The 13,799-nt window shown below is 63.2% G+C and carries 13 protein-coding genes; 7 read left to right on the forward strand and 6 right to left on the reverse strand.

Annotated features, from left to right (window positions below):
• The first annotated feature begins 362 nt into the window (after positions 1–362).
• From M2432_RS26915 to M2432_RS26930, 4 genes are all read left to right on the forward strand, one after another.
• Entirely contained in the window at positions 363–980 is a 618-nt protein-coding gene (locus M2432_RS26915) for a helix-turn-helix domain-containing protein (protein ID WP_280829910.1), read from the forward strand.
• Positions 981–1,202: 222 nt separating this feature from the next.
• Positions 1,203–1,607 carry a DUF2752 domain-containing protein gene (locus tag M2432_RS26920; RefSeq protein WP_280829911.1) on the forward strand — a complete coding sequence of 135 codons (405 nt, stop codon included), beginning with the start codon at positions 1,203–1,205 and terminating at the stop codon, positions 1,605–1,607.
• Positions 1,608–1,715: 108 nt separating this feature from the next.
• Positions 1,716–3,134: a pyruvate kinase gene (gene pyk, locus M2432_RS26925; protein WP_280829912.1), complete on the forward strand. Its 1,419-nt coding sequence runs from the start codon at positions 1,716–1,718 to the stop codon at positions 3,132–3,134.
• A gap of 40 nt (positions 3,135–3,174) precedes the next feature.
• On the forward strand, positions 3,175–4,035 hold the full coding sequence (locus tag M2432_RS26930) for an acyl-CoA thioesterase II (RefSeq protein WP_280829913.1): 861 nt from the start codon (positions 3,175–3,177) through the stop codon (positions 4,033–4,035).
• Positions 4,036–4,071: 36 nt separating this feature from the next.
• Here the strand turns inward: M2432_RS26930 and M2432_RS26935 are convergent, their stop codons facing one another.
• From M2432_RS26935 to M2432_RS26960, 6 genes are all read right to left on the reverse strand, one after another.
• A complete protein-coding gene (locus tag M2432_RS26935) occupies positions 4,072–4,542 on the reverse strand; it encodes a DUF4190 domain-containing protein (protein ID WP_280829914.1) in 471 nt (156 codons plus the stop codon).
• Positions 4,539–6,086: a thiol reductant ABC exporter subunit CydC gene (locus M2432_RS26940; protein WP_280829915.1), complete on the reverse strand. Its 1,548-nt coding sequence runs from the start codon at positions 6,084–6,086 to the stop codon at positions 4,539–4,541. Before M2432_RS26940 ends, M2432_RS26935 begins: the two co-directional genes overlap by 4 nt.
• Before the next feature lie 28 nt (positions 6,087–6,114).
• Entirely contained in the window at positions 6,115–7,716 is a 1,602-nt protein-coding gene (gene cydD, locus M2432_RS26945) for a thiol reductant ABC exporter subunit CydD (protein WP_280829916.1), read from the reverse strand.
• A gap of 29 nt (positions 7,717–7,745) precedes the next feature.
• Complete coding sequence (gene cydB / locus M2432_RS26950) at positions 7,746–8,792, reverse strand: cytochrome d ubiquinol oxidase subunit II (RefSeq protein WP_280829917.1); 1,047 nt, start codon at positions 8,790–8,792, stop codon at positions 7,746–7,748.
• A 12-nt stretch (positions 8,793–8,804) separates the two neighbouring features.
• Complete coding sequence (locus M2432_RS26955; RefSeq protein ID WP_280829918.1) at positions 8,805–10,268, reverse strand: cytochrome ubiquinol oxidase subunit I; 1,464 nt, start codon at positions 10,266–10,268, stop codon at positions 8,805–8,807.
• A 124-nt stretch (positions 10,269–10,392) separates the two neighbouring features.
• Positions 10,393–10,953 (reverse strand): HdeD family acid-resistance protein, encoded by a 561-nt coding sequence (locus M2432_RS26960; RefSeq protein ID WP_280829919.1) that lies wholly within the window; start codon positions 10,951–10,953, stop codon positions 10,393–10,395.
• A gap of 241 nt (positions 10,954–11,194) precedes the next feature.
• On the opposite strand from M2432_RS26960, the gene M2432_RS26965 reads away from it, so the two are divergent.
• From M2432_RS26965 to M2432_RS26975, 3 genes are read left to right on the forward strand one after another with little or no spacing between them, the layout of a single operon-like run.
• Positions 11,195–12,112: an ABC transporter substrate-binding protein gene (locus M2432_RS26965; protein ID WP_280829920.1), complete on the forward strand. Its 918-nt coding sequence runs from the start codon at positions 11,195–11,197 to the stop codon at positions 12,110–12,112.
• A gap of 4 nt (positions 12,113–12,116) precedes the next feature.
• Entirely contained in the window at positions 12,117–13,040 is a 924-nt protein-coding gene (locus M2432_RS26970) for an amino acid ABC transporter permease (RefSeq protein WP_280829921.1), read from the forward strand.
• The gene (locus M2432_RS26975) at positions 13,037–13,798 is read left to right on the forward strand and encodes an amino acid ABC transporter ATP-binding protein (RefSeq protein WP_280829922.1); all 762 of its coding nucleotides are present in this window, start codon (positions 13,037–13,039) and stop codon (positions 13,796–13,798) included. Before M2432_RS26970 ends, M2432_RS26975 begins: the two co-directional genes overlap by 4 nt.
• The last annotated feature ends 1 nt before the right edge of the window (position 13,799 follow it).

Here is a 13,799-nt window from a genome sequence, read left to right on the forward strand (position 1 = left end):
GGGGCACCCCCGGCAACCGGGGGGGGGTTGTGCCGGCGGACTGGGCTCCCGTGAACTCTTTGGTGGGGGTACTACACTTTTAGTTGCTCAAATGAAATGTGCACGACCCCAAATCGCAAGTGCCCCAACAGAGGCGACACGCCGGTGGCTACTGCACGGCACCCATCGCCACGTCTGAAACGCGGTACACCGGAGGTACCGGCATCCGCACGCGCCACGGCGCAGAGGCTGGTGCCGATGTTGCAGATGTGGCACTCGTGGCTCACGCTATAGGGCGCCAGCGGCAGACCTGAGTGAGGAAGTCGGCGTGTGTTCACGATTTGTCGACCATCTGCGACTGAACCGATGGTTGGATGTTAACCGTGGGTGGTAACGCCGGCGCGGGGCATGAGGGGCAGTCTCGCCATGACCGCATTCTCGATGCTGCGCTGAAGGTGTTCGCGCAGCACGGCACCTCGGACGCGACACTGCAGATGATCGCCGAAACAGCCGGTGTATCAATCGGTTTGGTTCAGCACCACTTCGGCTCGAAAGACAAGCTCATCGAGGCGGTCAATGCCCACGCAATGTCGCTCATCGGCAGCACCATGCTCATCGCTTCGCAGTCCGGGCCGGGGGCGTCCTCGGTCACCGAGATTGGGCGTGCGGTGCACCTGCTGCTCACCGAGCACCTGGAGGTCATGGATTACCTCGCCCGTGTGGTTGCGTCCGGCAGTCCCACCGGCGCCGCGATTTTTGAGGGAATGGCCGCGGCGGGCATCGAGCAGTGGCAGCGGTTGGTCGACAATGGGGCCGCTGACCCTGACATCGATGTGGTGTGGGCGGCACTCAATCCGCTCGTGCTGACACTCGGTTCGATCATCCTGCGTCGCCATCTGGATCGTCATCTGCCCGCACCATTCATCTCGGACGAGCAGTTGACCAGATGGGAGAATTCCGTGAACACCCTGATCCAGCAAGGCCAGCTGCGCAGGGAGTAGGCGGCGTTTTCTGCGGTAGGTCTGGACGGATTGCCCAGCAAACAGCAATAGCTATGCCTCGCTGCCCTGGGCGTTTGCCAGGGGGCTCCCAATACGGCAATATTGTTGCCGGTGGGCGACGAGCGCCGATGTCGAGGGGTCATCGGCGCTCGCGCCGAGCGTGTCTAGGGCGGGTGATGTGGTCGCATTCCAAATGGCAGGTCGTTCTGGGATCCTGCAGTTATGACAAGCAGTGGCCGGATTGCGGTTGTCGCCGGAGTGTCCGCTGCGACGGCGACCGTGGCCGGCGCGCTGGCTTATGTCGGGTTGGCTGATCCGCACCGGCCCGGATTCCTTTATCCCCCTTGCCCATTCAGGATGCTGACGGGGTGGTACTGCCCGCTGTGCGGCGGCCTGCGAATGACTCACGATGTCCTGCACGGCGACTTGGCTGCCGCGGTGCACGACAATGCGTTCGCTCTGGTGGGCCTGCCGGTGTTGGTGCTCTGGCTGGCGCTCAGCTGGCGCCGCGGACGCCCGGCGATAACGGCGGTGGGTGCGGTTGCTGTGGTGGTTGTGCTGGCTTTGTGGACGGTGATCCGCAATGTTCCCGGGTTTCCGTGGGAGCCAACGTTCCTCGCCGGATGACGGAGTGCTGGATGCCGGAACGTCGCCATGGGTATGGGCGGTGAACCGTACTCGAACCGGCTTGGGTTGCCGATCATCTGAATCGATCAACGACTATGCTCGGTTGCCGTGAATAGACGCGGAAAAATCGTCTGTACTCTGGGCCCGGCAACCTCCACCGACGAAACGGTGAGGGCGCTGGTAGAAGCCGGAATGGACGTTGCGCGGCTGAACTTCAGCCACGGTAGCCACGCCGATCACGAAGCCGCCTACAAGCGGGTTCGTGCAGCCTCGGACGCGACCGGCCGTGCCGTCGGTATTCTCGCCGACCTGCAGGGCCCGAAGATCCGATTGGGCAGGTTCGCGGACGGGTCGACCGAATGGCATACGGGTGAAACTATCCGGATCACCGTCGAGGACTGTGAAGGCACCCACGACCGGGTGTCGACCACGTACAAGCACCTTGCTGAGGACGCTGTGGCAGGCGACCGGCTTCTGGTCGACGACGGCAAGGTCGGCCTGGTGGTGGACAAGGTCGAGGGCGACGACGTGGTCTGCACCGTCACCGAAGGTGGGCCCGTCAGCAACAACAAGGGCCTGTCCCTGCCCGGGATGAACGTGTCCGTGCCTGCGCTGTCCGAGAAGGACATCGACGACCTGGAATTCGCCTTGAAACTTGGCGTCGATCTGGTGGCACTGTCCTTCGTTCGCTCGCCCGCCGATGTTGAGCTGGTCCATGAGGTGATGGACCGGGTCGGGCGCCGGGTTCCGGTGATCGCCAAGCTGGAAAAGCCCGAGGCCGTGGCCAACTTGGAAGCCATCGTGCTGGCCTTCGACGCTGTCATGGTTGCCCGCGGGGATTTGGGTGTCGAGCTGCCGCTGGAAGAAGTGCCGCTGGTACAGAAGCGCGCTATCCAAATGGCAAGGGAGAACGCAAGACCCGTCATCGTCGCCACCCAGATGCTGGAGTCGATGATCGAGAACTCGCGGCCGACCCGAGCCGAGGCATCCGATGTCGCCAACGCAGTACTCGACGGTGCCGATGCGGTCATGCTCTCCGGTGAGACCTCGGTTGGCAAGCACGCGCTGGAAGCCGTGCGGACCATGGCCCGCATCGTCCACGCCGTCGAGGAAAACTCAACTGCCGCACCGCCATTGACCCACGTGCCGCGCACCAAGCGGGGCGTCATCTCTTACGCGGCACGCGATATCGGCGAGCGGCTCGATGCCAAGGCGCTGGTCGCCTTCACGCAGTCCGGTGACACGGTGCGTCGACTGTCCCGGCTGCACACCCCGTTGCCGCTGCTGGCCTTCACCGCGCTTCCTGAGGTGCGTAGCCAGTTGGCTCTGACCTGGGGCACCGAAACGTTCATCGTGCCGAGGATGGAGAGCACCGACGGCATGATCCAGCAGGTCGACAAGGCGTTGCTGGAGCTGGAGCGGTACAAGCGCGGTGATCTGGTGGTCATCGTGGCTGGTGCGCCACCGGGCACAGTAGGCTCGACCAACCTGATCCACGTACACCGGATCGGGGAGGAAGACCACTAGCCCGGGGGGACCTGGGCGAAGCGACGGGAAGACACAACGCGTGACGACAGCGGATTTCGAGGAACTTCTCAAGGTTCTCGACATCACCCAGGTCGACGACGACACATTCACCGGCGCACACCCCAGTAAGAACCCGGTGCGTACTTTCGGCGGTCAGATGATGGCGCAAGCCTTCGTCGCGGCCAGTCGGACGGTCCCGCCGAAACTGCCACCTACGACGTTGTCGGTGCACTTCATTGCCGGCGGTGATCCCGAACGCGACCTGGAATTCAAGGTGGTTCGGCTGCGCGATGAGCGGCGGTTCGCCAATCGCCGGGTCGACGTCATGCAGGGTGACGCGCTGCTGGCCACTGCGCTGGTCTCGCACCTGGCCGGCGGTCGCAGCCTGGAGCATGGAGTAGAGGCGCCGCAGGTGCCAGATCCGTTGACGCTGCCCACGATTGACGATCTGCTCAAGGGCTACGAGGAGATCGTCCCGCTGTTCGTGGGAGCGCTGAAACCGATCGAGTGGCGCTACACCAACGACCCCGCCTGGGTGATGCGCGACAAAGGGGACAGTCTCGACCACAACAGGGTGTGGCTCAAGACCAAGGGGCCGATGCCCGAGGACCCGGTGCTTCATGCCGCGGCGCTGGTGTATTCCTCGGACACCACGGTGCTGGACTCGATCATCACCAGACACGGACTGTCCTGGGGGCATGACCGAATTTTCGCGGTCACCATGAATCACACCGTGTGGTTCCACCGGCCGATCAAGTTCGACGAGTGGGTGCTGTACTCGACCACGTCACCGGTCGCCGCCGATTCCCGTGGTCTGGCGACCGGGCACTTCTTCGATCGCTCAGGTCAGTTGCTGGCCACCATGACGCAAGAAGGCATCGTCAAACACTTTCCGGGGTAAGCCTTTTCGACTGGGATCGGTCATGCCCGCGGGGGCTCATCTCGAGCTGTCGACGCCGAAATGCTCGTTGATCCGAGACTTGAACTGTTCCTGGCACCGTTCCAGGGCAAGCTGGTTGCCGTTGGCTTTCATAGAGCAATCCATGTACTCGGAGAAGCCCAACTGATTGAAGATGGCGACCGTGTACACGATGATCACCACCGAGATCACCGCGGCCAGTACACCAAGCACAAGGCCGATCACCGCCATGACACCGTTATCGGCGAGGCCCTTTTTAGCTTTGCTGTGCCCGATGAGGCCGAAGATGAGCGCCAACACGCCGAGCGCCAGTCCGCCGATCACCGTCCACGAACTGAGCAGCGCAATGATGCCCACAATCAGCGCGGCCACACCCATGCCGTTCTCGGGTGCGGCAACGATCACGGGCGGAAATCCGGGGCCTCCCGGATAACCGGCATAGGGTTGCGGCGGTGGGGGTGGATAGGGGCCGCCCGGATACATGCTCATGAAAGGGCAGGGTACTCGTTCTCGGACCGACAGTCTGCGTCGTCGTTCGCCGCGGCAGTCGAGTCCGGGCTACCGAGGTCGTACAGCGTGCAGTCGGCTCCGGCCGGCAGGTGGTGGGTGGCGACCACCACCGCCCGTTCGGCTGGGAACAGAACGCCGGGGGTCAACAGGTCGGTGAGCAACCGCCGACCGTCCTCGGCGTCGAGATGTTCGGTCGGTTCGTCGAGCAGCACCACAGGGAATTCGGTCAACATTGCCCGCGCCAGCAAGAGCCGTCGCCGCTGACCGGCTGACACCGCCGCGGCGCCGCCACTGAGCATGGTGGCCAGCCCGTCGGGCAGAGACGCCAGCCACCCACCCAAGCCGACCCGGATCAACGCCGAGGTCAGTTCATCGTGGGTGGCATCGCCGCGGGCGGCTAGCAGGTTGTCTCGCAACGTGGTGTCGAACAGGTGTGCGTCTTCGGCGAAAAAGCCTGCCTGCGTTCCATTTTCGCGTAGGTGACGGGTGGTGGCCAGCAGCAGGGTGGTCTTGCCGCTGCCGCTGGCGCCGAGTACGGCCACTCGGTCGCCGGCGGCAATGTCGAGTGGCGGTATCGGCGGTGGCCGACGGGCCGATGGGTCGTCGGCAAGCAACTCGGTCAATTGCCGGTTGGCGATTTTGGCTCGGGTCAGTTGCACCGCGGCCCCCGGCAGTGCGGTTGTCGCCTCGAATGCCGACAGCGGCAACAACATCAGTATCGCCAACGTGGTGGGCGCCACCGTCGGAGTCGTGGTGGCCAACTGGATGGCGGCGATCACTGCGCCGACAGCGCTGAGACCCGTTGCCAGGGTCGGTATCGCAGTGGCTATTGCCGCGGGCCGGGCGGCCCGGTCGGTAACGGCACCCCAACGATGTTGCTGCTGCGTTGCCTGCATGATGACAGCGCCCAGCACCCCGTTGACGCGCAGTTCGGCACCATGCTCCAGAGCTAGCATCATGGCGCTGTCACGGTCTGAATGATGTTGGACGGCAATCTGTTCAGTGGACTCGGCGGCACGGGCAGCCTGCCAAGGGGCCCACACCCCGGCGACCAGTAGGCAAACGGCCAGGACCAGAGCGGCGGCGGGCGAGATGACGGCGATGACCACCACAGTGAGCGTCGACAACACGGCAGCCACCGCAATCGGCAGCACTGAGCGCACCAGGGTGTCGGCGAGATCGTCGACGGAAGAGCCTGCACGCGAGACCAATTCGCCGCTGCTCAGCCGAAGTACGGTCGATGCTGGAGCCGTGGACAGGCGTCGGTACAACTCGGTGCGTGCGGTACCGGCGGCCCGCAGTGCCACATCGTGCGATGCCAGGCGCTCGCAATAGCCCAGCACTCCGCGCGATATGCCGAACAGGCGCACCATGACCACCGCGACCGACAGTTGCAGCACCGGCGGCATCTGCCAGGCCCGGGTGATCAGCCAGGCTGAAACCCCGGCGAGCGCCAGTGCGCTACCCAGGGCCGTCACACCGAAAAAGATGGCCAGCGCTAACCGCGGTAGTCGCGGACGCATCAGTTGGAAGGTTGTCCGTAGCTGGCTATCATGCGACACGGGCCGTACCCCCGACCAGGACGCGATGGTCGCCGATGTTCAGTACCGCGTCACGGTGCCCGACCATCAGCACCGTGGCTCCGGCCTGTGCACGTTGTCTGATCGACTGCAGCACAAGGTGTTCCAACTCCGCGTTCAGGTGCGACGTCGGCTCATCGAGCAGCAGAACCGGCGTGGCTCGGCCCAGCACTCGGGTCAGAGCGAGTCGCTGCCGCTGGCCCAGCGACAATCCGGATCCACCGCGGCCCAGGCGGGTGTCCAGCCCGTCGGGAAGTGATGCCAGCACTTCATCGAAACCTGCTGCGCGGCAGGCCTGGTCGAGGTCGGGAATCGGGCCGAACAGTTCGAGGTTGGCTCGCACCGTCCCGGGGATCAGGGCGGGGCGTTGGGGCAGCCAACCCACCTGGGTCCACCAGTACGGAAGGTCCACTTCGTTGACGTCGACACCGTTGATCAGCACTTGGCCGCTCACGGGTGTCAATCCCAGGATTGCTTGCAGCGCAGTGCTCTTCCCGGCGCCGTTGGGACCGGTCAGCACCGTGACCGCGCCCGGTTCGGCGCACAACGACAGGTCGTCCGGCGCCGTGCCATCGCGTCCGACGACGCTGATGTGATTCAGTTCGATGCGGACACCGGCACCGGTGTCGATCCGGTGAGCGCCGCCGTGCGGTTCGCTATCAGAACCGATCAGCGCAAACGCCTGCTCGAAGGCCACCTTCCCGTCCTGAGCAGCGTGGAATTCCACGCCCATCCGGCGCAGCGGCCAGAACACCTCCGGAGCCAGTAACAGCGCGGTGAGTGCGGCAACCAGGGTGATGTTGCCGGTCACCAGCCGCAGTCCGACGCTGACAGCCACCAAAGCCACACCGAGGGTTGCCAGCAATTCGAGCACCAGTGCGGACAGAAACGCGATCCGCAGCGTGGCCAGGGCCGAATGCCGATGTGCAGCAGACAGTTCGGTAATGCGTGGCGCCGCTCCGGATGCTCGATCCAGTGCGCGTAGCGTCGGGATACCGGCGATCAGGTCGAGCAGCCGTGACTGCAGGGTGCCCATCGCGGCCAGTGCGGCAGTGGACCTGTCGGTGGTCATCAGGCCGATCAACACCATGAACAACGGGACCAGTGGCAGTGCGATCAGGACGATCACCGCGGACCGCCAGTCGTCCCACGCGATCACCACCACGGCGGCCGGAGTCAGCAGCCCGGCCAGGATCACCGCGGGAAGGTACCGGGTGAAATACGGCCGCAGCCCGTCGAGTCCGCGCGTCACCAGGATGGCTGCTTCGTCGCGCGTGGTCTGCTGAGTTCGCGGAGGTAGCGAGCTGACAGACGTCAGAACCTGTGAACTGAGCTCGGCGATGGTCGCGGTGGCACCGTGCTGGCTCAAGCGGGCCTGTAGCCACTGTGCGGCGGCGCGCAGGAACCACACCCCAATGAGTATCAAAAGTGCTGGTGCCCAACGAGACACCGTGCGATTCGCCGGATCGGTGATGAGGCCGGCGATGACGTGCGCGGTCAACACCGCAGTGGCGATGGCCGAACCAGAGATGACAATCCCACAACCGACGGTGGACGCCAGGTGGCGCCGCATCGACGGAGTGATACGGGGGGAGCGGTTACTCAGAGCGTTGGGCCTTTGGGGGACAGCCCGACGGAGGCGGGGATGCTCTCAGCGGTGATCCGCTTCCGGAAAATCCAGTACGACCACGATTGGTACCCGATCACGATGGGTGTGCAGATGAGGGCGGCCCATGTCATCACCTTCAAGGTGTATGGCGACGACGAGGCGTTGTAGATGGTGAGGCTCCAGTCCGGATTGAGCGACGACGGGATCAAGTTCGGGTACAGGCAGCCGAACAGCATCGCCACGACGGCCGCAACCACGACTGCCGTGGACACGAAGGCCCAACCGTCGGCGCGGTGCGTCAAGACCAGCGCGACTGCTGAAAGTTGCGCCACCACAGCCACACCCAGCGCCAGCCAGGTCCAGGAGTTGCCGTGCGCGAGTTGGGTCCAGATGCCGAACACCGCGACGATCACCGTCACCGGGATAGCCAGTTTGACCGCGAACCGTTGCGCGTCTTCACGCACCGTGCCGTCGGTCTTCAGGGTGACGAAGACGGCGCCGTGGAAGGCGAACAGACCCGCCAGGGCCACTCCGCCGAGCAATGAGTACAGGTTGAGAACATCACCGAACGACAGGTGAATCTGGTGGCGAGCATCGACCGGCAGACCCCGGACGATCGAGGCGAATGCCACCCCCCACAGCACTGCGGGCAGCCAGGAACCGATTGCGATTGCAATGTCGGCCCACCGCCGCCACCTCGGATCGTCGATCTTGCCGCGCCATTCGATCGCGCAGACCCTGATGATCATGCCGAACAGGATGACCAGCAGTGGCAGGTACAGACCGGAGAACAACGTCGCGTACATGCCGGGGAAGGCCGCGAACATGGCGCCGCCCGCGGTCAGCAGCCACACTTCGTTGCCGTCCCAGACCGGGCCGATGGTGTTCAGCGCCGCTCGCCGATGCTGCTCCGGATCCCCTTGGGCCGCACGGCCGAAGAACTCCATGAGCATGCCGACACCGAAGTCGAATCCTTCCAACACGAAGAACCCGATGAAGAGCACGGACAGAATAATGAACCAGAACTGTTGGAGTCCCATGGCTTCTCCTGCCTAGTAGGCGAATGAGAGCGGTGCGACTTCGTCGTCACCGGGCGGTGGGGGCGGTGCCGGCTCGGCATCGTGTTCCTGCGGACCTTCGATGATGTAGCGGCGCATCAGCCAGAACCAGATGACGGCCAGCACTGCGTACAGCAGGGTCAGGGTGATCAGCGACATCCACACCATGCCGGCGCCATGGTGGGATACACCCTGTCCGACGGTCAGGTGGATGTTTTGATCGCCGGTCGGATTGTTGGCCACCACCCATGGCTGGCGGCCCATTTCGGTAAAGACCCAGCCGGCGCTGTTGGCCAGGAACGGCATTGGCAGTGTCACCAATGCGAACCAGCTGAGCCAGCGCTGCCGGGGTATCCGGCCGCCGCGGGTCAGCCACAGGGCCGTCAGTGAGAACAATCCCGGGAAGGCGAGCAATCCGATCATCATCCGGAACGACCAGTAGGTGACGAACAGGTTCGGACGGTAGTCGCCAGGACCGAACTTGGCTTCGTACGCCTTCTGCAGGTCCTGCACGCCTTCCAAGGTGACACCGGTGAACTGGCCTTTGGCCAAGAACGGCAGCACGTACGGCACCTCGATGACGTGGATGACGCTGTCGCAGTTGTTGTGGGTGCCGACGGTCAGTACCGAGAATTTCGGATCAGTCGTGGTGTGGCACAAGGATTCCGCCGACGCCATCTTCATGGGCTGCTGGACGAACATCAACTTGCCCTGGACGTCGCCGGTGAACATCAGGATCACCGCGGCGAACAGCGAGATGAAGCAGCCCAGGATGGTCGCGGGCCGGAACATGGTGCGGGCATCGGCCCCGTCTTTGTCATCCGAGCCGGCCGTGCGGATCATCCACCAGGCGCTGATGGTCGCAACGAATGTTCCGGCGGTCAGGATCGCACCGGCGACCGTGTGGCTGAACGCGGCGATGCCGGTGTTGTTGGTCAACAACTCGGCGATGCTGAGCAGCTCAGCCCGGCCGTTCTTCGGATTGTAGTGCGCCCCAACGGGATGCTGCATGAACGAGTTGGCCGAGATGATGAAGAACGCCGATGCGTTGACCCCGATGGCCACCATCCAGATGCAGGCCAAGTGAACCATGCGCGGCAGGCGGGTCCAACCGAAGATCCACAGCCCGATGAAGGTGGATTCGAAGAAGAAGGCCACCAGGCCTTCCATAGCCAGTGGCGCCCCGAAGATGTCGCCGACGAACCGGGAGTACTCGCTCCAGTTCATGCCGAACTGGAATTCCTGAACGATGCCGGTGGCAACACCGAGGGCGAAGTTGATCAGGAACAGCTTGCCGAAGAATTTGGTGAGCCGGTACCACGCGTTGTTGCCGGTGGCCACCCAGATTGTCTGCATCAACGCCAAAAGCGGTGCCAGACCGATGGTCAGCGGAACCAGGATGAAGTGGTAGACGGTGGTGATACCGAACTGCCACCGCGATACGTCTAGAGCGTTCATCTGCGCCTTCTCCCGATCGGAGGACGATCTCTACGACGGATGGTAGTAGAAGTGGACCTCAATAGTCCACAACCAAAAATCGGGCCGACCTCCACGCTGGGAGGCCGACCCGAGATGGACAGTGTCAGACACTTAACGCCTTGGCGTCCTTACGGATACCGAATGATGAGACCACCTCCATGATGCCCAGTACGACCAGCCAGATGCCGATGACCAGCGTCAGTGTCTCGATCGAGGTGAACGGCTCGGCGAGTACCACGAAGCCGGCGATCAGGGTGATGATGCCGAAGAAGATGCTCCAGCCGCGGCCGGGCAATTCTTTATCGCTGATCGCCGAAACCGTTGTGGCAACACCGCGGAAGACAAATCCGATGCCGATCCAGATCGCCATCAGGAAGATGGCGTCACCCAGATGGCGGAATGCCAGCACTGCCAACACCAGTGATGCGGCACCACTGATGAACAGCAGGATTCGGCTTCCTGCCGAGACATGCAGGCTGAAGGCGAACACCACCTGGCTGATACCGCTGATCAGCAGGTAGGCACCGAAGAAAATGGCCGCGACGGCGATTGCCTTCGGTGGCCAGAGCAGGATTGCGATACCTAGTAGGAGCGCGAGCAGGCCCGAGATCAGCGTCGTTTTCCATAGGTGTTGCAACAAACTTGGCGGAGTTTGCGTCGTCATTTCCGCAGTGTTGCACAACGCGGACCGCACTGCCGGGTTCTTGGCAGACGGTGACCTACCTGTTGTCAAGATGGACACCTGTCCGTTGCAAATAGCAAGTACGGCTATGGACATAGCTCGATTGCGACGCTAATGGCCCGTCATGTCGATATGGTTCCTACCAACGCAGCGCACTGACGACGTGTGCCGCGAGTGTGTGGTGGCCGCGAGGGCGCAAGTGCGAAAGAAAGCAGAGGCAACCGTGTCAGGTGTATCGCAGCCCGGTTGGGGCAGACTGTGGCGCATCGCGGCCGTGCTGGCCGCCAGTGGTGCGCTGGTGATATCGGGCTGTGCAAAAAACTCCGACAGCAGCACAACCGGTACCAGTACCTCGGCAGCGCCGGCGGCTAAGGTCGACTCCATTGCCAACACGGTTCCAGAGGCCATCAAGTCGACGGGCAAGTTGATCGTGGGCGTCAATCTTCCATACAAGCCAAATGAATTCAAAGATCCCAGCGGCAAGATCGTTGGGTTCGACGTGGATCTGATGAACGCCATCGCCGGCACGCTCGGGTTGACCCCGGTCTACCAAGAAGCCGATTTCGCCAAGATCATCCCGGGCATTCAGGGCGATACCTTCAATGTCGGAATGTCGTCATTCACCGACAAGAAAGAACGCGAACAGCAGGTCGACTTCGTGACCTATTTCTCGGCGGGCACGCTGTGGGCGCAGCGGGCCGGCGACCAGATCGATCCGAACAACGCGTGCGGCAAGAAGGTCGCCGTGCAATCGACCACAACCCAGGACACCGACGAACTGCCGGCCAAGAGCAAGGCCTGCACCGACGCCGGCAAGCCGCCGATCAACATCCTCAAGTTCGACGGTCAGGACCAAGCCAGCACCGCCGTGGTGCTGGGGCAGGCTGATGCCATGTCGGCGGATTCCCCGATCACCATGGACGCGATCAAGCAGAGCGGTGGCAAGTTGGTGCAGGCCGGCACCGTGTTCGGCTCCGCACCATACGGTTGGCCGGTCAAGAAGGGCTCGCCGCTGGCGCAGTCGCTGGTGCAGGCGCTGCAACACCTGATCGACAACGGCACCTACAAGGAGATCGCCACCAATTGGGGTGTGCAGAACGGGATGATCGACAAACCGGTCGTCAACGGCGCGACCAGTTGACGTGATGAGCGCTGCGTCACCGAAGGAACCGGACAGACCGGCCGCCATCGACGCCGTACCGCTGCGGCACCCGTGGCGATGGATCGGAGCCGCGGTCGTCCTGATCCTGGCGGGCTTGTTCGTCTACGGCGCGGCCACCAACCCGGCCTACGGCTGGGAGACATACGCCAAATACCTGTTTGACCAGAGGGTGTCCGAGGCGGCCTGGAATACGTTGCAGCTCACCGTCTATGCGATGGCGATCGGCTTGGTGCTGGGTGTCATCCTTGCGGTCATGCGGTTGTCGCCCAACCCCGTGTTCGGTGCAGTCGCCTGGGTGTATTTGTGGATTTTCCGCGGCACACCGGTGTATGTGCAGTTGGTGTTCTGGGGGTTGGTCCCGACCATCTATCGGAACATTCAGCTGGGTGTGCCGTTCGGACCGTCGCTGGTGCACATCAATCTGCAAGGCCTGTCGCTCGCTTTCCAGTTGGCGTTCATCGGTCTGGGCTTGAACGAGGCGGCCTATATGGCCGAAATCATCCGTGCCGGAATAACTTCGGTGCCCGAAGGGCAGTCCGAGGCATCGGTCGCGTTGGGCATGTCATGGTGGATGACCATGCGGCGCACGGTATTACCGCAAGCGATGCGGGTTATCATCCCGCCGACCGGCAACGAGGTCATCAGCATGCTGAAGACCACATCGCTGGTGACGGCGGTGCCGTACACATTGGAGCTCTACACCCGTACCCGGGACATCGCGGCGGTCATCTTCCAGCCCATCCCGCTGCTGCTGGTCGCCGCCACCTGGTACCTGGTGATCACCAGCGTCCTGATGGTCGGGCAGTTCTATCTGGAGCGGTACTTCTCGCGGGGCGCATCGCGCAAGCTGACGTCCAAACAGCTTGACGCCCTTGCTCAAGCGCAGTTGGGGGAGACGCACCAATGACAGCCATGGTGCGCGCCGAACAGGTGTGCAAGAGCTTCGGTGCCCTGCAGGTGCTCAACGGAGTGTCGCTGGAGGTCGACACCGGCCAGGTGCTGGTAATGGTCGGTCCGTCAGGCTCAGGCAAGTCGACGTTCCTGCGCTGCATCAACCATCTCGAACAGGTCAGCGCCGGACGGCTGTATGTCGACGGGCAACTGGTCGGTTACCGGGAGCGCGGCGGCAAGTTGCACGAGTTGCCGGCCAAGGAGGCAGCCCGGCAGCGCCGTGATGTGGGCATGGTGTTCCAGCATTTCAACCTTTTTCTGCACCGGACCGCGCTGGAGAACATCATCGAGGCGCCCATCCACGTCAAACGTGTGAAGCGTGATGTGGCGGTGGCGCGGGCGCGGGACCTGCTTGATCAAGTTGGCTTGTCCGCCAAGGCCGATGCCTATCCGGCGCAGCTATCGGGTGGTCAGCAGCAGCGGGTCGCCATCGCGCGGGCGCTGGCGATGGAGCCCAAGCTGATGTTGTTCGACGAGCCCACCTCGGCGCTGGACCCGGAGTTGGTCGGCGATGTGCTGGCCGTCATGAAGACGCTCGCCAAAGAGGGCATGACCATGGTGGTGGTGACCCACGAAATGGGTTTTGCGCGCGAGGTCGCCGACAAGCTGGTGTTCATGGACGGCGGGGTCATCATCGAGAGCGGCGACCCGCGGGAAGTGATGGCCAACCCGAAACATGAACGTACGAAGGCGTTTTTGTCCAAGGTGATGTAAC

Source organism: Mycobacterium sp. OTB74, assembly GCF_029892685.1.
In the GTDB taxonomy this organism is placed as follows: domain Bacteria; phylum Actinomycetota; class Actinomycetes; order Mycobacteriales; family Mycobacteriaceae; genus Mycobacterium.

Coding starts and splice junctions, on each gene's coding strand:
- M2432_RS26920 (WP_280829911.1), top strand. CDS start 1,203: ATGACAAGCAGTGGCCGGATTGCGGTTGTCGCCGGAGTGTCCGCTGCG.
- M2432_RS26935 (WP_280829914.1), bottom strand. CDS start 4,542: ATGAGCATGTATCCGGGCGGCCCCTATCCACCCCCACCGCCGCAACCC.
- M2432_RS26940 (WP_280829915.1), bottom strand. CDS start 6,086: ATGCGTCCGCGACTACCGCGGTTAGCGCTGGCCATCTTTTTCGGTGTG.
- cydD (WP_280829916.1), bottom strand. CDS start 7,716: ATGCGGCGCCACCTGGCGTCCACCGTCGGTTGTGGGATTGTCATCTCT.
- cydB (WP_280829917.1), bottom strand. CDS start 8,792: ATGGGACTCCAACAGTTCTGGTTCATTATTCTGTCCGTGCTCTTCATC.
- M2432_RS26955 (WP_280829918.1), bottom strand. CDS start 10,268: ATGAACGCTCTAGACGTATCGCGGTGGCAGTTCGGTATCACCACCGTC.
- M2432_RS26960 (WP_280829919.1), bottom strand. CDS start 10,953: ATGACGACGCAAACTCCGCCAAGTTTGTTGCAACACCTATGGAAAACG.
- M2432_RS26970 (WP_280829921.1), top strand. CDS start 12,117: ATGAGCGCTGCGTCACCGAAGGAACCGGACAGACCGGCCGCCATCGAC.
- M2432_RS26975 (WP_280829922.1), top strand. CDS start 13,037: ATGACAGCCATGGTGCGCGCCGAACAGGTGTGCAAGAGCTTCGGTGCC.